At 68.8% G+C, this 26,149-nt stretch carries 22 protein-coding genes; 13 read left to right on the top strand and 9 right to left on the bottom strand.

From position 1 onward, the window contains the following. Positions 1-43: 43 nt before the first annotated feature. The 3 genes from rpoD to BM396_RS02735 form a co-directional block, all read right to left on the bottom strand. Positions 44-2,026 carry an RNA polymerase sigma factor RpoD gene (rpoD, locus tag BM396_RS02745; RefSeq protein WP_043356038.1) on the bottom strand — a complete coding sequence of 661 codons (1,983 nt, stop codon included), beginning with the start codon at positions 2,024-2,026 and terminating at the stop codon, positions 44-46. Positions 2,027-2,224: 198 nt separating this feature from the next. Next, positions 2,225-4,117, bottom strand: coding sequence for a DNA primase (gene dnaG, locus BM396_RS02740; RefSeq protein ID WP_043383263.1), 1,893 nt, complete (start codon positions 4,115-4,117; stop codon positions 2,225-2,227). A gap of 100 nt (positions 4,118-4,217) precedes the next feature. Beyond that, positions 4,218-4,679, bottom strand: coding sequence for a GatB/YqeY domain-containing protein (locus BM396_RS02735; RefSeq protein ID WP_043356034.1), 462 nt, complete (start codon positions 4,677-4,679; stop codon positions 4,218-4,220). A 192-nt stretch (positions 4,680-4,871) separates the two neighbouring features. On the opposite strand from BM396_RS02735, the gene carA reads away from it, so the two are divergent. After that, a complete protein-coding gene (gene carA, locus BM396_RS02730; protein WP_043383260.1) occupies positions 4,872-6,104 on the top strand; it encodes a glutamine-hydrolyzing carbamoyl-phosphate synthase small subunit in 1,233 nt (410 codons plus the stop codon). A gap of 162 nt (positions 6,105-6,266) precedes the next feature. Continuing rightward, positions 6,267-6,644, top strand: coding sequence for a hypothetical protein (locus BM396_RS02725; protein WP_043356030.1), 378 nt, complete (start codon positions 6,267-6,269; stop codon positions 6,642-6,644). Positions 6,645-6,679: 35 nt separating this feature from the next. Here BM396_RS02725 and BM396_RS02720 read toward each other — a convergent pair whose 3' ends face one another. Next, complete coding sequence (locus BM396_RS02720; RefSeq protein WP_043356028.1) at positions 6,680-7,114, bottom strand: pseudoazurin; 435 nt, start codon at positions 7,112-7,114, stop codon at positions 6,680-6,682. A gap of 307 nt (positions 7,115-7,421) precedes the next feature. Between BM396_RS02720 and carB the strand changes: the two genes are divergently transcribed. The 4 genes from carB (at position 7,422) to BM396_RS02700 (ending at position 13,067) form a co-directional block, all read left to right on the top strand. Then, positions 7,422-10,895, top strand: a complete 3,474-nt coding sequence (gene carB / locus BM396_RS02715) for a carbamoyl-phosphate synthase large subunit (RefSeq protein ID WP_043356025.1) — start codon at positions 7,422-7,424, stop codon at positions 10,893-10,895. A gap of 90 nt (positions 10,896-10,985) precedes the next feature. Then, on the top strand, positions 10,986-11,462 hold the full coding sequence (greA, locus tag BM396_RS02710; RefSeq protein ID WP_170861838.1) for a transcription elongation factor GreA: 477 nt from the start codon (positions 10,986-10,988) through the stop codon (positions 11,460-11,462). A gap of 3 nt (positions 11,463-11,465) precedes the next feature. Next, complete coding sequence (locus tag BM396_RS02705) at positions 11,466-11,966, top strand: hypothetical protein (RefSeq protein ID WP_043356024.1); 501 nt, start codon at positions 11,466-11,468, stop codon at positions 11,964-11,966. A 51-nt stretch (positions 11,967-12,017) separates the two neighbouring features. After that, on the top strand, positions 12,018-13,067 hold the full coding sequence (locus BM396_RS02700; protein ID WP_043383257.1) for a mitochondrial fission ELM1 family protein: 1,050 nt from the start codon (positions 12,018-12,020) through the stop codon (positions 13,065-13,067). 124 nt (positions 13,068-13,191) lie between these two features. Here BM396_RS02700 and BM396_RS32065 read toward each other — a convergent pair whose 3' ends face one another. Next, positions 13,192-13,407, bottom strand: a complete 216-nt coding sequence (locus BM396_RS32065; RefSeq protein WP_139239445.1) for a hypothetical protein — start codon at positions 13,405-13,407, stop codon at positions 13,192-13,194. 35 nt (positions 13,408-13,442) lie between these two features. Between BM396_RS32065 and trxB the strand changes: the two genes are divergently transcribed. From trxB to BM396_RS02670, 5 genes are all read left to right on the top strand, one after another. Then, positions 13,443-14,447 carry a thioredoxin-disulfide reductase gene (trxB, locus tag BM396_RS02690; RefSeq protein WP_043383250.1) on the top strand — a complete coding sequence of 335 codons (1,005 nt, stop codon included), beginning with the start codon at positions 13,443-13,445 and terminating at the stop codon, positions 14,445-14,447. A gap of 629 nt (positions 14,448-15,076) precedes the next feature. Beyond that, positions 15,077-15,664 (top strand): TetR/AcrR family transcriptional regulator, encoded by a 588-nt coding sequence (locus BM396_RS02685; protein WP_043383248.1) that lies wholly within the window; start codon positions 15,077-15,079, stop codon positions 15,662-15,664. Between the two features lie 110 nt (positions 15,665-15,774). Next, on the top strand, positions 15,775-16,590 hold the full coding sequence (locus BM396_RS02680; protein ID WP_043383245.1) for an oxidoreductase: 816 nt from the start codon (positions 15,775-15,777) through the stop codon (positions 16,588-16,590). A gap of 429 nt (positions 16,591-17,019) precedes the next feature. Next, complete coding sequence (locus BM396_RS02675) at positions 17,020-17,910, top strand: LysR family transcriptional regulator (RefSeq protein WP_043356004.1); 891 nt, start codon at positions 17,020-17,022, stop codon at positions 17,908-17,910. A 42-nt stretch (positions 17,911-17,952) separates the two neighbouring features. Continuing rightward, complete coding sequence (locus tag BM396_RS02670; protein ID WP_043356002.1) at positions 17,953-18,213, top strand: YARHG domain-containing protein; 261 nt, start codon at positions 17,953-17,955, stop codon at positions 18,211-18,213. Positions 18,214-18,337: 124 nt separating this feature from the next. Here BM396_RS02670 and msrP read toward each other — a convergent pair whose 3' ends face one another. The 4 genes from msrP to BM396_RS02650 form a co-directional block, all read right to left on the bottom strand. Continuing rightward, positions 18,338-19,291, bottom strand: a complete 954-nt coding sequence (msrP, locus tag BM396_RS02665) for a protein-methionine-sulfoxide reductase catalytic subunit MsrP (RefSeq protein ID WP_043383242.1) — start codon at positions 19,289-19,291, stop codon at positions 18,338-18,340. A 160-nt stretch (positions 19,292-19,451) separates the two neighbouring features. Continuing rightward, positions 19,452-21,206 (bottom strand): AMP-binding protein, encoded by a 1,755-nt coding sequence (locus BM396_RS02660; protein ID WP_170867459.1) that lies wholly within the window; start codon positions 21,204-21,206, stop codon positions 19,452-19,454. A 99-nt stretch (positions 21,207-21,305) separates the two neighbouring features. After that, positions 21,306-22,040, bottom strand: coding sequence for a hypothetical protein (locus BM396_RS02655; RefSeq protein WP_043383238.1), 735 nt, complete (start codon positions 22,038-22,040; stop codon positions 21,306-21,308). Positions 22,041-22,089: 49 nt separating this feature from the next. Then, the gene (locus BM396_RS02650) at positions 22,090-23,601 is read right to left on the bottom strand and encodes a leucyl aminopeptidase (protein WP_043383236.1); all 1,512 of its coding nucleotides are present in this window, start codon (positions 23,599-23,601) and stop codon (positions 22,090-22,092) included. A 287-nt stretch (positions 23,602-23,888) separates the two neighbouring features. Here BM396_RS02650 and lptF point away from each other — a divergent pair, with 287 nt between their 5' ends. Both lptF and lptG read left to right on the top strand, forming a co-directional pair. Next, positions 23,889-25,049, top strand: a complete 1,161-nt coding sequence (lptF, locus tag BM396_RS02645; protein ID WP_043383234.1) for an LPS export ABC transporter permease LptF — start codon at positions 23,889-23,891, stop codon at positions 25,047-25,049. 8 nt (positions 25,050-25,057) lie between these two features. Continuing rightward, positions 25,058-26,146: an LPS export ABC transporter permease LptG gene (gene lptG / locus BM396_RS02640; RefSeq protein WP_043383368.1), complete on the top strand. Its 1,089-nt coding sequence runs from the start codon at positions 25,058-25,060 to the stop codon at positions 26,144-26,146. Positions 26,147-26,149 lie beyond the last annotated feature (3 nt).

The following is a 26,149-nucleotide window of genomic DNA, read 5'->3' as shown; positions in this document are numbered from 1 at the left end:
AACGCGGTCGACGGGAAAGCGCCGCGTAATCCGCGGCGTGGGCTCAGTTGTCCAGGAAGCTCCTGAGCTTCCGGCTGCGCGACGGGTGCTTCAGCTTGCGCAGTGCCTTGGCCTCGATCTGACGGATGCGCTCGCGGGTCACCGAGAATTGCTGGCCGACCTCCTCGAGGGTGTGATCGGTGTTCATGCCGATGCCGAAGCGCATGCGCAGCACACGCTCCTCGCGGGGCGTGAGCGAGGCGAGCACCCGGGTCGTGGTCTCGCGCAGATTCGACTGGATCGCCGCGTCGATCGGCAGGACGACGTTCTTGTCCTCGATGAAGTCGCCGAGGTGGCTGTCCTCCTCGTCGCCGATGGGCGTCTCGAGGGAGATGGGCTCCTTGGCGATCTTCAGGACCTTGCGGACCTTCTCCAGCGGCATGGCCAGCTTTTCGGCCAGCTCTTCCGGGGTCGGCTCGCGGCCGATCTCGTGCAGCATCTGGCGCGAGGTCCGGACGATCTTGTTGATCGTCTCGATCATGTGCACCGGGATGCGGATCGTGCGGGCCTGATCGGCGATCGACCGGGTGATCGCCTGCCGGATCCACCACGTGGCATAGGTCGAGAACTTGTAACCGCGCCGGTACTCGAACTTGTCCACGGCCTTCATCAGGCCGATGTTGCCCTCCTGGATCAGGTCCAGGAACTGCAGGCCGCGGTTCGTGTACTTCTTGGCGATGGAGATCACGAGGCGCAGGTTCGCCTCGATCATCTCCTTCTTGGCCTGCCGGGCTTCGCGCTCGCCCTTCTGGACCATGTTGACGATCCGGCGGTACTCGCCGATCTCCAAGCCCGTCTCGGAGGCGAGATCGAGAATCTGCGCGCGCAGCTCCGCCACCTGCTTCGAGCCGCGCTCGACCAGGTTCTTCCAGCCCTTGCCGCCCAGCGTGCCGACGCGCTCCATCCAGTTCGGATCGAGTTCGTAACCCTGATAGTGGCGCAGGAACTCGTCGCGGGCCACGCCGTGGCTCTCGGCGAAGCGCATCAGCCGGCCCTCGTGGCCGATCAGCTGCTTGTTGATCGAGTAGAGCTGACCGACCAGCGCCTCGATGCGGTTGTTGTTCAGCGACAGGGACTTCACGTCGGCGACGACGATGTCCTTCAGCTCGGCCTGCTTCTGGTTCTGGGCCGGGGTGTTCTGCTCGCCCGCCGCCTTGCGCTCGGTGCCCTCGATCTGGAACTTGCGCAGCTTGCGGTAGTTCGCGGCGATCGCGTCGAAGGTCTCGAGGACCCGCGGCTTGATCTCGGCTTCCATGGCGGCCAGCGAGACGTTGTTCTCGAGGTCGTCCTCGTCGTCGCCGCCCTCTGGGGGCGCCGGCGGCTCGCCGTCCTCGGATCCTTCCTCGCCTTCGCCGAGCTGCGGCGCGTTCTTTCCGTCCGGCCCCGCGTAGGTCGCCTCGAGATCGATGATGTCGCGCAGGAGGACCTTGCCCTCCACGAGCTCGTCCCGCCAGATGATGATCGCCTGGAAGGTCAGCGGGCTCTCGCAGAGCCCCGCGATCATCGCCTCGCGCCCGGCCTCGATGCGCTTGGCGATGGCGATCTCGCCCTCGCGGGACAGGAGCTCCACCGAGCCCATCTCGCGCAGGTACATCCGCACCGGATCGTCGGTCCGGTCGGTCGGCTCCTTGGTGGTCGTGGCGACGGTGACGGCGCGCGCCGGCGCGACCTCGGCGACCTCGCCGCCTTCGGCCTCCTCTTCCTCGCCTTCGGCGGCCTTCTCGCCGGCCGCCTCGTCGGTCTCCTCGGCCTCGACGACGTTGATGCCCATCTCGGAGAGCTGCGACAGCACGTCCTCGAGCTGGTCCGGATCGGACTGGCCCTCAGGCAGAACCTCGTTGACCTCCTCGTAGGTCACGTAGCCGCGCTTCTTGGCGAGCTTCACCATCCGCTTGACCGAAGCATCCGTCAGGTCGAGGAGCGGCCCGTCGGTCTGCTGCTCGGGGGCAGCGTCCGTCTCGTCCCGTTCCGTTGCCTTCGTCGCCATGATCAGCCTATTGTTTCGCACGCGGCGCGTTGCGGAGGCCCCGATGGGGCCGCTCCACGCCGTCGGCGCCGCTGTATGAGATCGGCGCCGGATTGCTCCAGTCGCCTTGAGTCGTCGGTTTCCGTATGCAAGCCTGAGGCTTGACCGATTGTTAACTATGGCGAGACTCCGCCCGCCGCCACCGCCATGACACAGGGATCACGCGGCCGTCGAGTCGCTCGACACCGGTGCGTCGGCCTCCGCCTCGGCGGCGATGACGGTTTCCAGCCTCGCCTTCACTTCGCAGAGCCATGCCCATCCGGCATCGGTCGGATCGTCTTCAAACGCCTGCCGTGCTTCGCGAAGTTCGCTATGTAGCGCTCCTGCCTGCCGGTGCAAGATCATCGCCTGTCTCAGGGCGTCTGCGCGGTGCGCGGGATCGGCGTGCGGGGCCAGGGTCGTGCGGTCCCGAGAGCGGGCCAGGGCGAGGATTCTCTCGGCAGCCGCAGCGAGTCCGGCGCGATTGATGCGATTCTGCAACACTTCCGGCACCGGATGCTCGTCTTCGGCGGCGCAGGCCAGGAGGACCGATAAAATCCCCCGGGCATCCGGATCCTCGAAATCGAGATCGGCGGTCTCTTCGCCGAACTCCGCGATCATCTCGGGATGGGCAAGCAGCGTGCCCACGATCACTGCCTCGCGCACCGAAGCGGCGCCCGTGAAGCCTGCCGAGGCCGTCATGGAGGGGCTCGGACTCCCGGTGATGCGCGGCGAAACGGGCTCGCCGGGCCGGGTGAAGCGCGGGCGTCCGCGCGGAGCCCCGCCGGCGGCGGCTCGCGCGCTGCGGGGTGACAGGCTCCGCAGGCGCTCCTCGATATCGTCGCGGTAATAGCGCCGCACGGTCTCGTCGCGGATCGTCGCGACGGTGGTGCGCAGGGTCTGCGTCAGGCCGGCGCGCCGCTCGGGCGTGTCGACCGGCCCCGCTTCGAGGGCGCGCCGCCACAGCAGCTCGGAGAGCGGCAACGCCGCCGTCAGCACCTGATCGATGGCCGCCGGGCCGCCCGACCGCAGCAGGTCGTCGGGATCCTGGCCGCCGGGCAGCAGCGCGATTCGGAGCGAGCGGCCGGGCGCGAGGAGCGGGAGCGCGATGTCGAGAGCCCGGAAGGCCGCCCGCTGGCCGGCTTTGTCGCCGTCGAAGCAGAGAATCGGCTCGTCGGCGTGGCGCCAGAGCAGGCCGACCTGATCCTCCGTCAGCGCGGTGCCGAGGGGCGCAACGGTCTCGGGATGGCCGGCGAGCGTCATGGCGATGACGTCGACGTAGCCCTCGACCGCGATGATCGACCCGCGCTCGTGCGCGGCCTTCCGCGCGCCGTGGAGGTTGTAGAGCGTGCGGCCCTTGTGGAAGAGCGGCGTCTCGGGGGAATTCAGGTACTTGGCGCGAACCTCCTTGGCGAGAGCCCGCCCGCCGAAGGCCACGACCCGGCCGCGTGTGTCGGTGATCGGGAACATCACCCGGTCGCGGAAATAATCGTACGGGACCGAGACGCCCTCTCCGGCCGCGATGAGGCCGAGTTCGACCATCAGCGCCTTGTCGACCCCCTGCCCGGCGAGGTGGTCGCGCAGGGCGTAGCGATCGTTCGGCGCGTAGCCGAGGCGGAAGGCTCGCTGCGTCTCGTCCTTGAGCCCGCGGCGTTCGAGATACGCGCGGGCCTCGCTGCCCTGCCCCGCCCGAAGCCGGTCCTCGAACCAGCGCGCGGCCATCTCCATGACCTCGATCGCCCCGGCGCGCTTGCGTTCGCTGGCGCGGTTGTCCTCGGTGGGGGCCGGCAGGCTGACGCCGGCCTCGCCCGCCAGCCGCTCGACCGCCTCGGGGAAGCTGAGACCCTCCGTCTCCATGAGGAAGGTGAAGATGTCGCCGTGCTTGGAGGACGAGAAGCAGTGATAGAACTGCTTCTGGTCGTTCACGTAGAAGGACGGCGTCTTCTCGGCGTTGAACGGCGACAGGCCGCGCCACTCGCGGCCGGCCTTCTTCAACTGCACGCGGCGGCCGACCACCGACGAGGCCGGCAGCCGGGAGCGGATCTCTTCCAGGATGTGGGGCGGATAGCGCACGGGGCCTGGGATGGGTTGCGTGAACCCGCACCTATAGCGCGTGAGGCGTAACGGAGTCCCTCACGCGCTCGAAATCCGGTGGAGGATTGCGGGGAGAGGCTCAGCCCTTCGCGGCCAGCGCCGCCTTCACCAGACCGCTCGCCTTGCCGAAATCCATCCGGCCCGCGAAGGTCCCCTTCAGGGCGCCGATCACCTTGCCCATGTCCTTGGGCCCGGCCGCGCCGGTCTCGACGATCGCCGCCTCGACGGCCGCCTTCATCTCGGCCTCGTCCATCTGCTTCGGCAGGAAGCTCTCGATGATGGCGATCTCGGCGCGCTCGTTGGCGGCGAGTTCCGGGCGGCCGCCCTGCTCGTAGACCGACGCCGATTCGGTGCGCTGCTTGATCATCTTCTGGAGCAGCGACAGGATCTCCTCGTCGGAGGCCGGCTCCTTGCCGAGACCCCGCGCCTCGATATCCTTGTCCTTGAGGGCGGCCTGGATCATGCGGACGGTGGCGAGCCTTTCCTTGTCGCCGGCCTTCATGGCCTCCTTCATCTCGGTGGTGAAGCGCGCGCGCAGCATCTCGGTGAACCTTCCAACGGTCGAAGCGGGGGACTGGCCTGCGGTTTGCGGGTGTTGAGCCCTGCGGGCGCCGGGACCACATTGACCCCATCGCGGGCCGCTCGCTAAGAGCGCCGCACACGATCATGCTGCAAGCCGAGAGCGCCGCAACCCGGTGCCCGCCTTCGGCCGGACATAAGCGAGACTCAGCCCATGCTGCAAGACGCCGCCGCGCATGCCCCCGAGACTCGGGCGCCCGAGCCCTGGGCCGAGCCCGTCGCGACAGCTCTGCTGGTGCTGGCTGACGGCACCATCCTGGAGGGCTTCGGCATCGGTCAGACCGGCGTGGCCGACGGCGAGGTCTGCTTCAACACCGCGATGACCGGCTACCAGGAGATCCTGACGGACCCCTCCTATGCCGGCCAGATCGTCACCTTCACCTTCCCGCATATCGGCAATGTCGGCACCAACGACGAGGATCTGGAGAGCCTGGAGGCGGCGCCGGCCTCGGGCGTGCGCGGCACGGTGATCGCCTCGGCGGTGACGAAGCCGTCGAACTGGCGCTCGTCGTCGCATCTCGACGGCTGGCTCAAGGCCCGCGGCATCGTCGGCATCACCGGCGTCGACACCCGGGCGCTCACCGCCCGGATCCGCGACCAGGGCATGCCGAACGCGGTGATCGCCAACGATCCCGAGGGCAAGTTCGACCGCGAGGCCCTGAAGGCCCGGGCGGCGGCCCTCGCCCCCATGGAAGGGCTCGACCTCGTGCCGCCGGTGACCAGCCGTGCACCGTCTGAATGGTCGGAGACCGTGTGGGCGCTCGGCAACGGCTACGGCAAGCGCGCGCCCGGCGAGGGCCTCAAGGTCGTGGCCATCGACTACGGCGTGAAGCGCAACATCCTGCGCCTCCTCGCCCAGGCCGGCTGCGATGTCACCGTGGTTCCGGCCACCACCGCGGCGGAGGAGATTCTGGCGCTGAAGCCGGACGGCGTGTTCCTGTCGAACGGCCCCGGCGACCCGGCGGCGACCGGCGCCTATGCGGTCCCGGTGATTCGCAAGCTCCTGGACGCGAAGGTGCCGACCTTCGGCATCTGTCTCGGCCACCAGCTCATGGGCCTCGCCCTCGGCGGCCGGACCGTGAAGATGGGCCAGGGCCACCACGGCGCGAACCATCCGGTGAAGGACAAGACCACCGGCAAGGTCGAGATCGTCTCGATGAACCACGGCTTCGCGGTGGATCCGAACAGCCTGCCGGAGACAGCCGTCGAGACGCATGTGTCGCTGTTCGACGGCTCGAATTGCGGCCTGACGCTCACCGACCGCCCGGCCTTCTCGGTGCAGCACCACCCGGAGGCCTCCCCGGGCCCGCGCGACAGCCACTACCTGTTCGAGCGTTTCGTGACGCTGATGCGCTCCGGCACGCCGGAAACCGCCAAGGGCGCCTGAGACCGGATCCGAGCCCGCGTTGCTCCCGCGGCCCGATCCCAATCGGGCCGCGGCGGGGCCATAAAATCCGCCAGATCGGGCAGCTTAAGAGAGCCCACGACGGCCCCTGAACGGCGGCGCATCCGCGTCCCGCGCATTCGGCCCGTCGCAGGGGATTGCCGGATGACCATCGACGAGGCGCGCGACGATTTCTCCCGCCTGCATCGCAGTTTCACGTTCCACCTTGGCGTCGCCGTGGGTCTGTCCTGGCTGACCGCCGTCTATGCCGCCTTCTACGCCCCCTGGGTGCGCAACATCCGAGCCCTCATCGATCCGACGGGCGGGCTCGACCGCGTCGAGAGCACGGTGTCCTACCTGTTCGCCTTGCCGGCGGTCCTCGCCCTCGCCTGGGTTTCTCTCTACTTCGGCCGCGAGGCGCTGCGCCGCGCGCAGACGCTCTCGAACGTCGCCGTCGAGTTCGCGGCCGCCGCCGTGGTGGCCTTCGGGGTTTTCTATCTCTCGATCGACCGGGCCGTCGCGGCGCTTCACGCCGGCCTCTGAGTCGGGACGGGGCGGCCTGGCGCCACCCCGTTTGCCTACTCGACCTTCGCGAACAGCGGTTCGAAGCGCTTGGCGGCCAGCTTGTTCTGCGGGACCGCCTTGGCCGCCTCCAGATTGTCGGGCTTGTCGCCGACCTGGACCAGGCCGACCATGCCCATGATGTAGTGCGGCGAGCACTTGATTCCGTAGAGGCCGGGCTTGTCGAAGGTCACGGTCTCCTCCTTGCCGACCACCGTCTTGAACGGCGCTGCCCCCTCGGGTGCCATGCCCTTGATCAGCTCGGCATTGTGCCCCTTGTCGGCCGGCACGAACCGCACCGTGTCGCCGGGCTGGATTTTCACGTAGGCCGGGTCGAAGACCATCATCCCGCCCGGACCGCTGTTCAGGGTCTTGATGGCGACTTCCGAAGCGTTCGCGCCCAGGATCGATCCGATCAGAAGCATTGCGGAAATAGGGGCTGGCCAGAGCATCTTCGGTCTCGACTCGTTGTGGTATCGATCGACGGATCGGCCGATCGATCGAGGCCTACAAATCGCTCCGGAACCCAGCAAGAAATCTTCCCGCGCGGGCGTTCATTTATAAGAGCTCCAATTCGGCCGACCGGCGTCGCATCCATGCGTCGAACGCACCGTGAGGATGCGCGGTTGTCCCGGCCTTCCAATGCGCCCGTGGCCCGTGTAAACGCGGGGCTCAACGACAATCCCGCCACGCGCGTCCGGGAGCAGGGCTGAAGTCAGCCCTGCCCGATCGGGCGCGCTTGGCCCGACAAGGCCGCAGATGCCCAAACGCACCGACATCTCCTCGATCCTGATCATCGGTGCGGGTCCGATCATCATTGGACAGGCCTGCGAGTTCGATTACTCCGGCACCCAGGCCTGCAAGGCGCTGCGCGAAGAGGGCTACCGGATCGTCCTGGTGAACTCGAACCCCGCGACCATCATGACCGATCCGGACATGGCGGACGCGACCTATGTCGAGCCGATCACCCCCGAGATCGTCGCCAAGATCATCGAGAAGGAGCGCCCCGACGCGATCCTCCCGACGATGGGCGGCCAGACGGCGCTGAACTGCGCCCTGTCGCTCCAGAAGATGGGCGTGCTGGCGAAGTACGGCGTGCAGATGATCGGCGCCACCGCGGAGGCGATCGACAAGGCCGAGGACAGGAGCCTGTTCCGCGACGCCATGACCAAGATCGGGCTCGACACCCCGAAATCGGCGCTGGCCAACGCCTCAACGGCCAAGAAGGCCGACCGGCAGGCCTACCTCGCCGAGATCGCCCGCATCGAAGCCGCCAACGCGGAGCCGGAGGCGCGGCAGAAGGCGCTGGCCGCCTTCGAGAAGAGCTGGGCCGCGGGCGAGACCGACCGGCGCAAGCGCTACGGCGAGCATGCGATCGGGCAGGCGCTGATGGCGCTGGCCGAGGTCGGACTGCCGGCGATCATCCGCCCGTCCTTCACCATGGGCGGCACCGGCGGCGGCATCGCCTACAACCGCGAGGAGTTCCTCGACATCGTCGAGCGCGGCATCGACGCGTCTCCGACCAACGAGGTGCTCATCGAGGAGAGCGTGCTCGGCTGGAAGGAGTACGAGATGGAGGTCGTTCGGGATAAGAACGACAACTGCATCATCGTCTGCTCCATCGAGAACATCGACCCGATGGGCGTCCATACCGGCGATTCGATCACCGTCGCCCCGGCGCTGACGCTCACCGACAAGGAATACCAAGTGATGCGCGACGCATCGCTGGCGGTGCTCCGCGAGATCGGTGTCGAGACCGGCGGCTCCAACGTGCAGTTCGCGATCAACCCCGAGAATGGGCGCATGATCGTGATCGAGATGAATCCGCGGGTGTCGCGCTCCTCGGCGCTGGCCTCGAAGGCCACCGGCTTCCCGATCGCCAAGGTCGCCGCCAAGCTCGCGGTCGGCTACACGCTCGACGAGATCGCCAACGACATCACCGGCGGCGCGACCCCGGCCTCGTTCGAGCCGACGATCGACTACGTCGTCACCAAGATCCCGCGCTTCGCCTTCGAGAAGTTCCCGGGCGCCGAGCCGACGCTGACCACCGCCATGAAGTCGGTGGGCGAGGCCATGGCGATCGGCCGCTGCTTCGCCGAATCGCTCCAGAAGGCCCTGCGCTCCCTGGAGACGGGGCTGACCGGCCTCGACGACATCGAGATCGAGGGCCTCGGCAAGGGCGACGACCACAACGCCATCAAGGCGGCGATCGGCACGCCGACCCCGGACCGGCTTCTCAAGGTCGCGCAGGCCCTGCGGCTGGGTGTGAGCCACGAGCAGGTCTATGCCTCGTGCAAGATCGATCCGTGGTTCCTGGAGCAGCTGCAGGCGATCATCGACCTGGAGAACCGGGTGAAGGCGCACGGCCTGCCGAAGACCCCCGGCGCCTTCCGCCAGCTCAAGGCCGCCGGTTTCTCGGATGCGCGCCTCGCCGTCCTCGCCAAGACCGACGAGGCCGCGGTCAGCGCGGCGCGGCGTGCGCTGTCCGTGCGCCCGGTCTTCAAGCGCATCGACACCTGCGCGGCCGAGTTCAAGTCGCCCACCGCCTACATGTACTCCACCTACGTGGCGCCCTTCGCGGGCGCGGTGGTGGACGAGGCGCAACCCTCGGACCGCAAGAAGGTCGTGATCCTCGGCGGCGGCCCGAACCGGATCGGCCAGGGCATCGAGTTCGACTATTGCTGCTGCCACGCCTGCTACGCGCTGTCGGAGGTGGGCTACGAGACCATCATGGTCAACTGCAACCCGGAGACGGTCTCCACCGACTACGACACGTCGGACCGGCTCTATTTCGAGCCGCTCACCGCCGAGGACGTGCTGGAGATCATCGAGACCGAGAAGCAGGCCGGCACGCTGCACGGCGTCATCGTGCAGTTCGGCGGCCAGACCCCGCTGAAGCTCGCCCGGGCCCTTGAGGCCGCCGGGGTGCCGATCCTCGGCACCTCGCCCGACGCCATCGACCTCGCGGAGGACCGCGACCAGTTCAAGCGGCTGCTGGACAAGCTCGGGATGAAGCAGCCGAAGAACGGCATCGCCTATTCGGTGGAGCAGAGCCGGCTCGTGGCGGCCGATCTCGGCCTGCCCTTCGTGGTGCGCCCGAGCTACGTGCTCGGCGGCCGCGCCATGGCGATCATCCGCGACGAGACGCAGTTCGCCGACTACCTCCTCGATACCCTGCCGAGCCTGATCCCCTCAGAGGTCAAGGCCCGGTACCCGAACGACAAGACCGGCCAGATCAACACGGTGCTGGGCAAGAACCCGCTCCTGTTCGACCGCTACCTGTCGGATGCGGTCGAGGTCGATGTCGACGCGGTCTGCGACGGCAAGGACGTGTTCATCGCCGGCATCATGGAGCACATCGAGGAGGCCGGCATCCATTCCGGCGACTCGGCCTGCTCCCTGCCGCCGCGCTCCCTCTCGCCCGAGATCATGGACGAGCTGGAGCGGCAGACCAAGGCGATGGCGCTGGCGCTCAACGTCGTCGGCCTGATGAACGTGCAGTACGCCATCAAGGACGGCGTCATCTACGTGCTGGAGGTGAATCCGCGCGCCTCGCGCACCGTACCATTCGTCGCCAAGGTCATCGGCGAGCCGATCGCCAAGATCGCGGCCCGGCTCATGGCGGGCGAGGCGCTGTCCACCTTCGGCCTGAAGCCGAAGACCCTGCCGCACATCGCCGTCAAGGAAGCGGTCTTCCCGTTCGCCCGCTTCCCCGGCGTCGACGTGCTCCTCGGTCCGGAGATGCGCTCCACCGGCGAGGTGATCGGGCTCGATACCAGCTTCGGCGTGGCCTTCGCCAAGAGCCAGCTCGGTTCGGGCACGCAGGTCCCGAAGGCGGGCGCCGTGTTCGTCTCGGTGCGGGATGCCGACAAGGCCCGCATCCTGCCGACCATGAAGCTCCTGTCCGATCTCGGCTTCACCATCCTGGCCACGGGCGGCACGCAGCGCTATCTGGTCGAGAACGGCGTTCCGGCCGAGCGGATCAACAAGGTCCTCGAAGGCCGGCCGCACGTGGTCGACGCGATCAAGAACGGCGGCATCCACCTCGTGCTGAACACCACCGAGGGGGCTGGCGCCCTCTCGGACTCGCGCTCGCTCCGGCGCGCGGCCCTCTTGCATAAGGTGCCGTATTACACCACTCTAGCCGGCGCGATGGCCGCGGCCGAGGGGATCAAGGCCTATCTAGAAGGCGATCTCAAGGTCCGCGCGTTGCAGGAATACTTCGCGGCCTGAACCTGAGGGTTCCGCTGACTTTATCTCGTGGCCCGGAGAGAGTGCTCCACTCTCGGCCGGGCCTCTTCATTGTGGCGCGAGACGATGACGATAGACAAGGTTCCGATCACGGTGCGCGGCTTCGCAGCCCTCGAAGAGGAGCTGAAGCACCGGCAGCAGGTGGAGCGTCAGCGCATCATCCAGGCGATCGCCGAGGCCCGTGCCCTGGGCGACCTGTCGGAAAATGCCGAATATCACGCCGCCAAGGAGGCGCAGTCCCATAACGAGGGACGCGTGATGGAGCTGGAGAGCATGATCGCGCGGGCCGAGATCATCGACGTCACCAAGCTCTCGGGCAACAAGATCAAGTTCGGCGCCACCGTGAAGCTCGTCGACGAGGACACGGAAGAGGAGAAGACCTACCAGATCGTCGGCGAGCCGGAAGCCGACGTGCGCTCCGGGCGCGTGTCGATCACGTCTCCGATCGCCCGCGCCCTGATCGGCAAGGGCGTCGGCGACACCGTCGAAGTCACCACCCCCGGTGGCGGCAAGTCCTACGAGGTCGTCGCCGTCCAGTACGGCGGCTGAGGCATGCGCCCGCGTTCCTGGGGCTGGCTTGCCGGCCTGATTCTCGGTGTCGTCGCGGGATCCGCGGCGGCAGGCGATTTTCCCGCCACCGCCGTCTTCTCCGACATCCGGGTCGATGTGCGGCCGCTCGTGGACAAGGGCGCAGGCCTGCAGGCCGAGGCGCTGGCTTCCGATCTCACATCGGCCCTGCGGAAGAATTTCGCCGGTCGCATCGGCGGCCGCGGGCCGCGCCTCGTCGTGGTCGTCACCAGTCTGTCGCTGCGCCCCTATGTCGGCAGTGGCGACCGGCCCGGCTTCGGCAGCAATTTCCAGACCGACTACATGGAGGGCGAAGCCCTGCTGGTCGGGCCCAAGGGCCAAGTGCTGGGACGCTATCCGCAGATGACCGCGACGCCGTCCAGCTACGGGGGCGCGTGGTACGATCCGCAATTCGAGCAACGCCGGCTGGCCGCGATCGCCGACATTTATGCCCAGTGGCTCGCCCGCGACCTGCCGCGGGATTAGAGAAGGGCCGTCCGCCCCGGCCCGCGGCGTAGGGCGTTTCCGGTGAGGAGCATGGCAAGCATCGACGTGACGGAGTCGCAGACCGCGCCGCTCAGCCGCTTGGACTCGCGGCCCGGGCGCCTGCCCGAACTCGCCCGCGCCCGCGCCTGGATCGTCACCGACGGCAAGGCCGGCGACGAGAACCAGTGCGTCGGCATCGCCGAGACCCTGGGGCTCGCCTTCGAGACCCGTAAGGTGCCCGCCTCCGGACCGTTCGGGTGGATGGCACCGTGGGGGCCGATCGACCCCCGCGAGGGCCCGCGCCGGCGCGCCGGCGCCCTGTCGGGCCCCTACCCCGACATCCTGATCGCGTCCGGGCGCCGGTCCGTGCCCTACCTGCGGGCGGTGCGCCGCGCCACGGGTGGCCGGACCTTCACGGCCTTCCTGAAGGATCCGCGGATGGGCGCGGACAGCGCCGACTTCATCTGGGTGCCGGATTACGACGACCTGCGCGGCCCGAACGTCTTCACGACCCTCACGGCTCCGCATCTCGTCACGGCCGCGCGACTGGCCGCCGCCCGGGCCCACCCGGATCCGCGCCTCGCGCGCCTCGACGGTCCGCGGGTGGCGGTCCTGGTCGGCGGCGACAGCCGGCATCTGAGCTACCGCAAGACCGACATGATCCGTCTCGTGGAGGATCTGCGCGGGCTGGCGGCGCAGGGCTGCCGGCTCATGGTGACGATTTCCCGCCGGACGCCCAACCCGCTCCGCGAAGCCGTGAAGGCCCTTGCGGCAGAGACCGGCGGCTTCCTCTGGGACGGGTCCGGCGACAATCCCTACGTCGCCATGCTGGCGCTCGCCGAGGCGATCGTGGTCACCTCCGACTCGGCCAACATGGTGAGCGAAGCGGTGGCGACCGGCGCGCCGGTCCTGCTGTTCGACCTGCCGCGCACCTATATTCGGCATCGGCGGATGTTCGCCGGGCTTGCCATCGCCGGAGCGCTGCGGCCGTTCACCGGTCAGTTGGCGGAGCTGACGTACAAGCCGATCGACGCGACGCCGGTGATCGCTCAGGCGCTCGCCGACGTCTATGCCGCACGACGCGCGGCCGGACCGGCCTGAGGAGGCCGAAACAGATGGCCCACACATACGCCAAACGCGTGATCGTCGGCTCCGGGCACGCCGCCGGCACGTTGGGCTTCTGTGCCGCCTTGGCCGACATGAAGCCCATCCCCGCGCCGCCCAGTCAACCGGCCACGGCGATCAGCGACGGGTCTTTGCCCATGTGCCACGGTGGCTCCCGGAGCGAGACGCCCGGCACCGCCGGGACCGAGATCCCGAACGTGCTCGCGACGATTTCCGAACCGCTGGCGTCCCGGATGTGTGTGGATCCTAACACCTGCCCGGCGAACGACGACCGTCCGCGGCCCGTGCTTGAAGCTGCGGCGTAGAGCACATTCAAGACATCTCCGCTCCCTCGCTACGTCCAGGCTCGCCATGACCACTCACAAGACGAAGGTCCTCATCATCGGGGCCGGACCGGCCGGCTACACCGCGGGCATCTACGCCGCCCGGGCCAACATGAAGCCCATCCTCGTGACGGGCATCCAGCCCGGCGGCCAGCTGACGATCACCACGGACGTGGAGAATTATCCGGGCTTCGCGACCGCCGTTCAGGGGCCCGACCTGATGGAACAGATGCGCCTGCAGGCCGAGCACGTCGGTACCCGGATCCTCTCCGACACCATCGTGTCGGTCGACTTGTCTCAGCGCCCCTTCGTGGCCCAGGGGGATTCCGGCGACACCTACGTCGCCGATACCCTGATCGCCGCCACGGGGGCCCAGGCCCGCTGGCTCGGCCTGCCCTCCGAGATCGAGTTCAACGGGGCAGGCGTGTCGGCCTGCGCGACGTGTGACGGGTTCTTCTATCGCGGCAAGGAGGTCGTCGTGATCGGCGGCGGCAACACCGCCGTCGAGGAAGCCCTGTACCTCGCCAACCTGGCCTCGAAGGTCACCGTCATCCACAGGCGCGACCGCTTCAGGGCGGAGCCGATCCTGCAGGATCGGCTGTTCGCCCATCCGAAGATCTCGGTCATCTGGAACCACGTGGTCGAGGAGGTCCTCGGCCGAAGGGAGCCGGTGAAGGCCGTCACCGGCGTGCGGTTGCGCGACACCGGCAGCGGCGCAACGCGGGACGTGCCTGCCGACGGCCTTTTCGTCGCCATCGGTCACGACCCGGCGACGAAGCTTTTCGCTGGCCAACTCGAACTGCTGGAGGGCGGCTACATCAAGATCGTGCCGGGCACGACGCGGACCAGCGTCGAGGGCGTCTACGCCGCCGGCGATTGCGCCGAGTTCGTCTACCGGCAGGCGGTAGTCGCTGCCGGCATGGGCTGCATGGCGGCGCTCGAGGCGGAGAAGTTCCTCGCCGAGCACTCCCCGGACCCGAAGGTCAGGACCGAGGAGTTGCAGGAACCGGAGATGATCGGCGCCTACGACTAGGCGAGCGGACGCGCGCCCTGCATCCAGCGCCGCACTGACGTGGCGGCGCCGGGCTTCGACGCGCTGGAGGTCACGACCCTGGCGCGCGCATGGCCCGGCGGCCCCATCCTCTGGCTCTTGCCCCAGGGTACCAGCCCGTCCTTTCTTGCCTGAAGCGGCCTCAAAACGCTCCTCGGCACCGCGCAAGCCGACCTTTACGGCTCGAAGCGTTCCCGGAACGGCGTGCCTTGCCTCCACGACACCGACAGGTCCCAGAGGACCGAACTTGGGCGGAGGCGGTCAGTCCGCTTCGGCCGTCGGGTGTGGGTAAGCGGACGTTCTGCGGGCGTCGGAAGAAGGTCTCGAAGCGATCCGAGGCCGCTCGCCCAGATCGCCAACCTGGAGATCCGCAACGCGGACGCGGTGCTCGAGACCGACATCCGCGTGCCGGGTGAAGTCCCCGACGGCAAGCCTCCGCCGGACATCCACGCGCCGATCGTCCCCGAACGCACCGCAATCGAGGCGAAACGTCCGCCAGCTATTGCATAGCTACCGCCCGCGCTGGGGCAGAGAACGCGACAGCCGATCCCTTCAAAAATGATACTAAACATCTAAATTGAACATGGTCGCGGCGCACTGAGGATCCGGGGATGCCGAGAGTTTCGCAGGAGCAGGCCAAACTCAACCGCCAGCGTGTGGTCGAGGTCGCGGCGACCCTGTTTCGTGAGCGGGGGCTCCATGGCGTCGGCGTCGCCGACATCATGGGGGCCGCGGGGCTCACCCATGGCGGCTTCTATGGCCAATTCGCCAACAAGGACGCGCTGGCGGCCGAAGCCTTCGAGACCGCGCTGACCGACAATGGACGGGGACAGTTGGACAGCCTCGTGTCCAACTATCTGTCGATCGCCCATGTGCGCGCCCCCGGGATGGGCTGTCCCGTCGCTGCGCTCGCCAACGACGTCGCACGGGAAGCCCCGGACAGCCCGGTCCGATCCCGCTTCACGCGAGGCGTGCGCGGGATGGTGGACCTGATGGCGGCCCTCGTGCCCAAGACGCCGAAACAGAAGAGGCGGCAGCGTGCGCTGTCCTCGCTCGCGACGCTGGTCGGTGCCGTCGTCCTGGCTCGCGCGGTCGACGACGAAGCGCTGGCCGAGGAGATACTGGGGGCGGCTCGCGTCTCGCTGGGTGCCGAAGCGCCCGAACGGGATACGGCGGCGGGACCCTCCAAGAGGGGATAGGGGCGCGCCTCCGCGGCGACAGGGCACGCTTTCCCCTTGTCATTATAGATTATGATCATAATCTATATGGGGAGCGGTTGCGATGCAGGCCGCCTCGGAAGGAGACCATCGTGCAGCAGAGCGAAACCAGGATCGCGGTCGTGACAGGGGCCGCTTCGGGCATCGGCCTCGAGACAGCGAGAGCTTTGAAGGCCGCGGGCTACCGGGTGTTCGGCACCAGCCGAACGGTGGACCGTGTCGTGGAAGGCGGCATCACGATGCTGCCCTGCGACGTCACCTCGGATGCGTCGGTCGCGGGCGCTGTCGAGGCGATCTTCGCCCGGGCGGGGCGGATCGATGTGCTGGTCAACAACGCCGGCTTCGGCATCAGCGGCGGCGCGGAGGAATCCACCACCGCGCAGGCTCAGGCCCTGTTCGACGTCAACCTGTTCGGCGCCATCCGCATGACCCGGGCCGTCCTGCCCCTGATGCGGGCAAGCGGAGGCGGTCGCATCGTCAACATCAGCTCGGCCTTCGGGCTCGTCCCGGCCCCGTACATGGCGCTCTACGCTGCGAGCAAGCATGCGCTCGAAGGCTATTCCGAATCCCTCGACCACGAGGTCAGGACCCAGGGCATCCGGGTCGTCCTCGTCGAGCCCGCCTATACCCGCACGGCATTTGACCGGAACCTCGTTACGCCGGATGCGCCGCTCGCCGTCTACGACGCCGCGCGCGCCGGCCAGGAGCGGCTGATGCGCGACGTCATGGTGGTTGCCGACGCGCCGGGGATCGTGGCCGAGAGGGTCGTGACGGCGGCGACCGCGGCGGTACCGAAGAGCCGGTACACCGCCGGCAAGATGGCCCGGCGGGTCAGCCTGCTGCGCCGTTTCGTGCCCGCAAGCGCCTTCGATAAAAGCTTCCGCAAGCAGATGCGGCTCCCGCAATGACAGGGGGAGCACCTCCGCTCGGACGGCAGCGCGCGGTGCCGCCGGGCAGAGCGGGCGAGACGGCGTTCTTCGCCGCCGGCATGGGCTGACGGGCGGCGCCGGAGGCCGAGACATTCCTCGCCAGCCGCACGATCGGCGAGAGCCCGGTCCAGGCCGGCGCAGCGGAATGCCGGCGGCACCGGCCGCGGCGCTTCGCCCGCAGCGCCCACCATTTCAACAACTTCCCGCCTTCACCGCTTGCGTCGCATCATGCGCTGTGTGCATAGGAGTGCTGACTGCGCCGGGATGCACCGATTGCATGCCCGCGCGGTGCCGCGAGCGGTCATCCGCCCTCGGCGCCGCGCAGTTCGCCCGGTGATCTGCCCGCTGCTTCGTGCCCATCCTGACCCGGGCGCGACCCGCGGGCGCGCGCTGGTAGGGGTTCTTGCCTTGGACTGGGATAAGATCCGGATCTTCCTCAACGTCGCGGAGGCGGGGAGCTTCACCAAGGCGGGTGACGATATCGGGCTCAGCCAATCGGCGGTGAGCCGCCAGATCAGCGCCCTGGAGCGCGAGCTGAAGGCGCCTCTGTTCCACCGCCATGCCCGCGGCCTGCTGCTGACCGAACAGGGCGATCTCCTGTTCCGCGCCGCCCGGGACATGAAGCTGCGCCTGGAGAATACCCGCGCCCGGCTCGTGGAGACCTCCGAGCGCCCGACCGGTGATCTCAAGGTCACCACCACTGTGGGCCTCGGCACCTCCTGGCTGTCGCAGCGGGTGGGCGAGTTTCTCGACCTCTACCCGGATGTGCGCATCGAGCTGATCCTCACCAACGAGGAACTCGATCTCGCCATGCGCGAAGCCGATGTGGCGATCCGCATGCGGCGGCCGGCCCAGCCGGATCTGATCCAGCGCCGGCTGTTCACCGTGCACTACCATGCCTTCGCGAGCCCGGATTACGTCAAGCGCTTCGGCGAGCCCAAGACCATCGAAGAACTCGACGATCACCGCCTCGTCTCGTTCGGCGGAAACGAGCCGTCGTACCTGCTCGCGGCCCACTGGCTGGCGGATGCCGGCCGCGATGGCCGGGACCGGCGTCAGGTCCACCTGACCGTGAACAACATCGGCGCCCTCCAGCGCGCGATGGAGGCGGGAGCCGGGATCGGGATTCTGCCCGACTACGCGGTGGATGGCGGTCAGCAGCTCGTGCAGGTGCTGCGCGAGACCGAGATGCCGAGCCTCGAGAGCTACCTCGTCTATGCCGAGGAGATGCGCTCGGTCGCCCGGGTCCAGGCGTTCCGCGACTTCCTGGTCTCCAAGGCGCAGCGCTGGACCTACTGAGCATCCGATGCTTGAGTCGCGTCTTCTCACGGAGACGATTCGATGCGCGCTGCCCTCTACGCTCTGATCCTCGTCGCGGGTTCGACCAACGCGATGGCGGATGACTGCGCGGAAGCTTGGTACCAGCGCAACCTGATCTACAAGCAGGCCGGCTATTGTTTCAGCACGCCGCGGGCGATCCGGACCTTTGGCAATACCGATTGCCGGTACGACGCCATGGACCGCATACCGCTCTCGCGCCAGGAACAGGCGACCGTGGCGGAGCTGCAGGCCTTCGAGCGCGCCCATGGCTGCCCGCGCTAGCGTGCGCGCCGCCGCAGTGGACGCCGATACCGCGTACAGGCGCGTGACGACACGGATCTGAAGCCCCGCCCGGTGGGGCGAGGCTCGGGCGGGTTTGCCTGAGGGGGTGTCGCCGAGCAGCCCCTCACACGAACAGGCGTTCGCCTTCGAGGCCCTTGTAGAGGCCGGCGACCTGCTCGCCGTAGCCGTTGTAGATCAGCGTCGGCACCCGCTGGTCGGTCCCGAGTACCCGCTCCGTGGCCTGGCTCCAGCGCGGATGCGGCACGGCCGGGTTCACGTTGGCCCAGAAGCCGTACTCGGAGGCCTGCAGCCCCTCCCAGAAGGTCTTCGGCCGGTCGGCGGTGAAGGAGATCTTCACCAGCGACTTGGCCGACTTGAACCCGTATTTCCACGGCACCGCGACGCGGATCGGCGCCCCGAACTGGTTGGGCAGCGGCTTGCCGTAGACCCCCGTCACCATGAAGGCGAGGTCGTTGCCGGCCTCGGCCAATGTCAGGCCCTCCGTGTAGGGCCAGGGGTAGAAGAAGGCCCGCTGGCCCGGGGCCATCGCCTTGTCCATGAAGGTCTCGAAGCGGATGTACTTCGCGCCCGAGGCGGGCTTGGCGAGCGCCACGAGCTTCGCCAGCGGGAAGCCTGTCCAGGGCGCCGCCATGGACCACGCCTCGACGCAGCGGTGGCGGTAGAGCCGCTCCTCCAGACCCACCTTCCGGATCAGGTCGTCGACGCCGATCTCGAACGGCTTCTCCACGAGGCCGTCGATCTTCAGGGTCCAGGGTTGCGTCTTGAGGGCATTTGCTGCCGGTAGCACCGTCTTCGACGTGCCGAACTCGTAGAAATTGTTGTAGTCGGCGCTGAAGCGCTCGGGCGTCAGGGGCCGGTCGAGGGTGTAGGCCGGGTTCTGTGGCGCCGGATAGAGCGACGGGTCGCCTGCGGCCGCCAGGGCCTGACGGGGGCCGAGGAGCGAGCCGGCCGCGAGCCCGGCCGCACCGCCGATCAGGGCCCGCCGGTTGATGAAGACGGCCTCCGGCGTCGCCAGATGCTCCGGAATCTCCCAACCGCGCTTGCGCTTGATCAACATGGCCGTCTCCTCGGATGTCCTGCGCGCACAACCCACAGATCGGCCGCAGCCGACAGGGGCGCAAGCGCCGCAGCCTCACCTTTCGGCGACCCGCATCCCGGCGTTACGCCGCAGGTGAGCGGCACCTGGACGCAGGCGGGCGCCCGACGATCGGCCGAGCTCAGGCCGGCGGAGTCTCGTCGCGGAGCATCCGCCGCAGCACCTTGCCGACATTGGTCTTGGGCAGCGTCTCGTGGAACACCACGCGGCGGGGCACCTTGTAGCCGGTGAGCTGGGTGCGCGCATACGCCCGGAGTGCCTCGGGGGAGACCGACGAATCCTTCAGGACCACGTGGGCCACCACCATCTCGCCGGTTTCCTCGCTCGGTGCGCCGACCACCGCGCATTCGAGCACGGCGGGGTGGGCCGCCAGGACGTCCTCGACCTCGTTGGGATAGACGTTGAAGCCGGAGACCAGGATCATGTCCTTCATCCGGTCGACGATCCGGATCTGGCCGTCCGCCTGCAGGATCGCCACGTCGCCCGTCCGGAAGAACCCGTCCGCCGTCATCGCCCGGGCCGTCTCCTCCGGTCGGTTCCAGTAGCCGCGCATCACCTGCGGGCCGCGCACGCAGATCTCGCCGGGCTGCCCGATCGGGACCGGTTCGCCGGCGACGTCGCGGATCGAGACCTCGGTGGAGGGCAGCGGGTAGCCGATCGTGCCCGAGAAATCCCGCATGCCGTGCGGATTGACGCACACGACCGGGGAGGTCTCGGATAGGCCGTAGCCCTCGATGATCGTGTTGCCGGTCAGCGCCTTCCAGCGCTCGGCGACCGCCCGCTGCACGGCGGTCCCGCCGCCGACCACGAAGTCGAGGTTGGCGAAATCCACCGTGCCGATCTTCGGGTGGTTGATCAGCACGTTGAACAGGGTGTTCACGCCCATCAGGTGGGTGAAGCGGGTGCGGCTCAGCGTCTTGACCATGCCGTCGCAATCGCGCGGATTGGGGATCAGGAGGCAGGATCCGCCGCTGCGCATGAACTGGAAGAAGCACGCCGTGAGCGCGAAGATGTGGTAGAGCGGCAGGGCCGTGACCACGCAGCGCGGGACGCTCGGATCCTTCGAGTTGAACCAGAGCTGCGACTGCTCGACATTCGCCATGATGTTGCGGTGGCTCAGCATCGCCGCCTTGGCGATGCCCGTGGTGCCGCCGGTATATTGCAGGAAGGCGAGGTCCTCCGGTTCGACCGGGACCGTCGCCCGCGGCATCGACCGGCCCCGGCGCAGGACGGTGGCGAAGGGGATCGCGAGGCCCTCCGGAAGGCGGAACGGCGGCACGGCCTTGCGCACATGCCGGCTGGCGAGCGTGATCACGTGGCCCTTGAGCCCGAGCCCGTCGCCCGGGCCCACGAGGACGACCCGCTCCAGGGCGACGTCCGGCAGGGCTGCCGCGACCGTGGCGCCGAAATTCTCCAGGACGATCAGGATCCGCGCACCGGAATCGTTGATCTGCTGCGCGCATTCCCGGGGTGTGTAGAGAGGGTTGGTGTTGACCACCGTCCCGCCCGCCAAGAGAACGCCGAAGATCGCGACCGCATAGGCCGGGACGTTCGGCAGCATGATCGCAACCCGGTCGCCCTTTGCCAGGCCCTGTCCGCGCAGCCAGGCCGCGAGGTCGCGCGCCTGCTGGCCGAGGGTCGCGTAGGTCATGGTCGAGCCGAAGCACAGCATCGCCGGCCGGTCGGCGAAGGCGGCCATGCTGGATTCGAACAGGCCGACCAGGGTCCCGAGGGCCGCGACGTCGATCTCCGCCGGAACCCGGGACGGGTAGGAGGCCAGCCAGGGTCGGTCGGAGGACCCGCCGCTTGGCGTGGCCGGCAACGCGCCGGCCGTAGCGGCTTGAGCGCCGTGCTCGATCACGTTCGCCTCGTGCATCGCGATGCCTCCCGCGGGCCCGACTCTCGGTGGCCGGGTCTCGCTACGCCTGTCGCGCAGACTCTGCGGGAACGGAGGCCGGCCCGCAAGGCAGGGGGCTCAGACGCCCCGACGATGCCGGCGCAATGTCGCCAGAGCGGTGTGGGGCAGAGCAGCGGCGATCAGCAGGCCCGCGGCGAGCGCGGCCTCCTCCGGTCGCATCGCCCGGCGCGGCCAGGGGCCGACGCCTAGGTCGCCGGCGAGGCCGATCAGGATCGCGCCGAACCACAGGGCCAGGAAGGCGAGCGCTCCGAATCCGATCCGGCGCAGGCGCGGCCGCAGGGGGCGGTTGGCCGCGACCGCGAACAGCCCGAGGACGCCGCCGAACAGCAGGGCACCCACAGCGGCGCCGAGTCCGAAAGCCAGCCACAGGGGCTGATGCGTGAGGAACGCCATGCCGCCGGTGGCGAAGGCACCGCGCAGGATGAGGCCGCCGAAGGTGGGATAGAGCCCGGCGGCGAGAAGGGCGGCCGCCCCCGCGAGGCCGAACAGGACCCGGCGCGGGACGGAGGCGGGACCCGGCTCCGCCGCCGCGCGCGCGAGATGCCCCAGCCCGTAGACCAGCGCGAAGGCGAAGAGCGGGTAGCGGCCGATGAAGTAGCCGAAGATCCAGGGCTCGAGGGCCTCCGGCACGGAACCACGCTGGCTCAGGCCGGTGACGGCGACGAGCGCCAGGGCGGCCAGCATGGCGAGAATCGGCCCGACGGCTGCCAGGAGGAGGCCGCCGACGCGGCCTCCGGACGTCCCGTCACCCGGATCGGCCCGATCGCGCGCGGCGTTGGCGTGTGCGGCCATGCTGAGATTGCCCGGACCGGCGCGCGGCGTCTGGACCGTCGCGGCCGCCTTAGCGGGCCTCGTAATGGTCGCGAATCAGCCGGTCGAGGAGGCGCACGCCCCAGCCCGCGCCCCAGCTGCGGTTGATCTCGCTGGCGTTCGACGACATCGCCACGCCCGCGATGTCGAGATGCGCCCACGGCACGTCCTCAACATAGCGCTTGATGAACGAGGCCGCGGTGGCGGCGCCGCCGTGACGGCCGCCGGTGTTCTTCATGTCGGCGAACTTCGAATCGATCGCCTTGTCGTAGGCCGGGATCAGCGGCATCCGCCAGACCTTCTCGCCGGTCGCCTCGCCGGCGGCGTGGATGTTGCCCGCCAGCGTGTCGTCGTTCGAGAACATGCCGGCGATGTCCTGGCCCAGCGCCACGATGATCGCGCCCGTCAGCGTCGCGAGGTCGACCAGCGCCTTCGGCTTGGTGCTGCGGATGACGTGGGTGATCACGTCGGCCAGCACCAACCGGCCCTCGGCGTCGGTATTGATCACCTCGATGGTCTGGCCGGACATGGAGGTCAGGATGTCGGAGGGGCGGTAGGAGCCGCCATCCGGCATGTTCTCCACGATGCCGATGGCGCCAACCACGTTGCAGCGCGCCTTGCGCGCGGCGAGGGCATGCAGGGCACCGACCACGGCGGCCGCGCCGCCCATGTCGCCTTTCATGTCCTCCATGCCGCCGCCGGGCTTGATCGAGACGCCGCCGGAATCGAACACGACGCCCTTGCCGATGAGGGCCACGGGCGGCTCCGCCGCGGGGCCGCCGTTCCAGCGCATGATCACGATCCGCGGCTCGCGGGCCGAGCCCTGCGCCACCGCGAGCAGCGCGCCCATGCCGAGTTCCCGCATCCGGGCCGGCTCCAGCACCTCGATCTCGACGCCGAGCTTGGCGAGTTCCGAGGCGCGGCGGGCGAATTCCGCCGGGAAGAGCACGTTCGGCGGCTCGTTCACGAGGTCGCGCGCCAGGATCACGCCGTCTGACAGGCTCCGGGCGCCCTCGCCCTCGCGGGCGGCCGCGCCGTGATCGGCGAGCAGCAGGGTCAGCGCGGTGACGGACTTGTCGTCGGCGTCGGGCTTCTTCTTGGTCTTGTAGCGGTCGAACGCGTAGGTCCGCAGGCGCGCGCCGAGGGCGAACTCGCCGGCCTGCGTCGCCGTGACCGTCGTGCCGGGCCAGTCGAGCACGACCCGGGCGGTCCGCCCCGCCACCTTGCCGGCGGTGAAGCCGCCGAGCGCCGGCCAGTCGGTCTTGGCCCGATCCTTCTCGGAGCCGAGGCCCACGACCACGAGGCGGTCGGCGCCGACGCCCGAAGGGGCCGGCAGCGTCAGCGCGCTGAGCGCGCGGCCCTTGAACTTCTCGGAGGCCGCGGCGCGGGCCACGAGATCCGCCCCGGAGGCGCCGAGCACTTCCCGGGCCGCCGATCCGAGCGACAGGTCGTCGCCGACGAAGACCACGAGATCGCCGGATCCGCCGGGGCCGTGGCCGCTCTGCTCCAGGGGACCGAAACCGATCTCGATACCGTCCGCCATACCCGTCGCCCTGCCCGTTATCCCGGAGCCGTACTACGTACCCGCGCGCCGAGGCGCGGGCCATCCGCTCTGTGTAGCCGCTGAGACGGAGAACGCAACGCGGCGTGACAGCCCTGGAATCGCCCCTTTTGTCGGGTCCCTGCCGCTCCGAGGGCGCAAGAGGATGGGACCATCATGCCGGATTTGAAGGATCCGGCACGACGGCCTCGAGCTTTGGATTCGCATCGTCTTTGCCCGAAAGCCGGCACCACCTTTCGGGACGATGCTGAAGCGGGACTGCCGGGCCGATGAGGCAGATCGAGCGCTACATCTTTCGGATCGCCCTGGGCGCCACCCTCGCCTGCCTGATCGGGCTGACGGGCACGATCTGGCTGACGCAGGCCCTGCGCGAGCTCGACCTCGTGACCGCCAAGGGCCAGACGCTGCTGGTCTTCCTCTTCGTCACGGGCCTGTCCCTGCCGACCCTCGTGGTGGTGATCGCCCCCGTCGCCCTGTTCATCGGCACGATCTACGCCCTCAACAAGTTGAACGGCGATTCCGAGCTGATCGTCATGTCGGCGGCCGGGATGCCGCCCCGCTCGCTCCTGCGCCCCTTCCTGACCCTGGCGCTGTTCGTCAGCTTCCTGGTGGGATTCCTGGTGGTGGTGGTGATGCCCGCGAGCTTCCAGGAGCTGCGCGACGTGATCACCCGGGTCCGCGGCGACTTCATCGCGAACGTCGTCAAGGAGGGGCAGTTCACCCAGCTCGACAACGGCATCACCTTCCACTTCCGCGAGCGCGGCCCGGGGGGCACCCTGAAGGGGCTGTTCATCCAGGACCGGCGTGAGGCCGGGAAGACGAAGGTCTACCTCGCCGAGCGCGGCAACGCGGCCGACGTCGATGGACAGAGCTATCTGATCCTGGAGAACGGCAGCGTCCATCAGCAGCAGAAGGATTCCCGCGATTCGTCGATCCTGACCTTCGAGCGCTACACGATCGACCTCGCCGCCTTCGCGCCCCCGGATTCCGACACGATCTACAAGCCCCGGGAGCGATCGACGGCGCAGCTCCTGTTCCCCGACACGACCGAAGGCTACTACAAGCTGCAGAAGGGCCGATTCCGGGCGGAGCTGCACGACCGGCTTTCCGCCTGTCTCTACCCGCTGGCCCTGGTCTTCATCGCCTTCGCGGCGCTGGGCGACCCACGCACGACACGGCAGGGGCGCGGCGTCGCGGTCGCCGGGGCAATCCTCGCCGTGGTGGCCCTGCGCATCGGCGGCTTCGCGGCGGTCAGCGCCGCCGCGCGCAGCCCGGCGGCCGTGGGGGCGGTCTACGGCGTGCCGCTTCTGGCGATCGTCCTGTCGAGCCTCCTGATCTTCTTCGGACCGCGGGTCCGCGCATTCAACGCCGCCCTGGCCCGCATCGTGCGCGGCCTGTTCCGCGGCCCGCGCCTGGCGCCGGCGGCCTGAACCCGATGATGCTGATCGGCCCCACCCTCGGGCGGTATTTCGCCGCCCGGTTCCTCCGCACGGTGCTCGGCGTGTTCGTCACCGTGTTCGCCCTGGTCTACACCCTGGACTTCGTCGAGCTCCTCCGCCGCGCTGGCGAGGCCCAGGGCGCCTCCGCGGGGCTGATGGCGCAGCTCTCGCTCTATCGCACCCCCGCGGTGGCCGAGGGCGTCCTGCCTTTCGCGATCCTGTTCGGCTCCATGGCGGCCCTGCTCCAGCTCTCGCGCAAGCTGGAACTGGTGGTCGCGCGGGCGGCCGGGATCTCGGCGTGGCAGTTCCTGCAGCCCGGCTTCTTCGTGGCCCTCACCCTCGGTGCGCTGGCCGTCGGCGTCTACAACCCGGTCTCGGCGCTGCTGAAACAGCGCTCCACCGAGATCGAGGCGAAGATCTTCGCCAAATCCACCAAGGTGAGTTCGGGCAAGGACCTCTGGATCCGCCAGAAGGGCCTCGACGGCGAGGCGATCCTCCGCGCCGAGACCGCCATCGAGGGCACGACCACCCTCGCCGGCGTGTCGGTCTTCACCTTCGACGCGGCCGGCAAGTTCGCCGAGCAGCTCGTCGCGGCCCGCGCCACGCTGCACGACGGCTACTGGGAACTCTCCGATGTGCGCGTTCTCACACCGGACACGCCCCCTGAGTCGTTCGACACCTACCTGATCGCCTCGAACCTCGACCCCGCACAGGTGCGTCAGGGGTTCACGCCCCCCGAATCTGTGCCTTTCTGGCAACTTCCCACAACGATCGCGCGGACCGAGCGGGCCGGTTTGGACGCCACCCGATACCGGCTCCAGTACGATGTCCTGTGGGCAAGGCCGGTGCTGTTCGTGGCCATGGTCATCGTCGCCGCAACCGTTTCCTTACGGTTCTTCCGCTTTGGTGGTGTCGGAAAACTCGTGCTCGGTGGCGTCGCGGCCGGCTTCGCTCTCTACGTGGTCCGACAGGTCATGGAGGGGCTCGGGGCGTCCGGACTCGTCGCCGCACCGGTGGCGGCCTGGTTCCCGGCCGTGGTAGGCAGTCTTCTCGGTACGCTCACGCTTCTGTACCAGGAAGACGGCTGACTT

This window comes from Methylobacterium sp. UNCCL125 (assembly GCF_900116795.1).
Classification (GTDB): Bacteria; Pseudomonadota; Alphaproteobacteria; order Rhizobiales; family Beijerinckiaceae; genus Methylobacterium; species Methylobacterium fujisawaense.
Note: the sequence above shows the minus strand (reverse complement) of the source record. Positions and strands in the feature narration are given on the sequence as shown.